The 252-nt window shown below is 61.9% G+C and carries 1 protein-coding gene; it reads left to right on the plus strand.

What is annotated here, in order from left to right:
• On the plus strand, nucleotides 1-252 hold a 252-nt coding region (locus tag ASC85_RS33340; RefSeq protein WP_162254897.1), incomplete at both ends, for an immunoglobulin-like domain-containing protein.

Genomic DNA, 252 nt, shown 5'->3' on the forward strand with positions numbered 1-252 from the left:
CAACGCACCGGTCACTGATGCCCCGCTCGTCGTGACGTTGAGCAACGGCCAGACCATTACCATCCCAGTCGGTGCCAGCTCCGCTTCGGTGAACTTCGTCACGCCAAACGACGCCCTCGCAGGCGGCGATAACCTGAGCGTCAAAATCGACGACGCCCAGGGCGGCAACTACGAAAAACTGGACATCGACGGCAAGCCTGCCGAAACCACCGTCACAGACACTCAGGACACCACTGGCCTGAGCCTGTCCGC

Origin of the sequence: Pseudomonas sp. Root401, from assembly GCF_001425105.1 — a bacterium.
Taxonomy (GTDB): domain Bacteria; phylum Pseudomonadota; class Gammaproteobacteria; order Pseudomonadales; family Pseudomonadaceae; genus Aquipseudomonas; species Aquipseudomonas brassicacearum.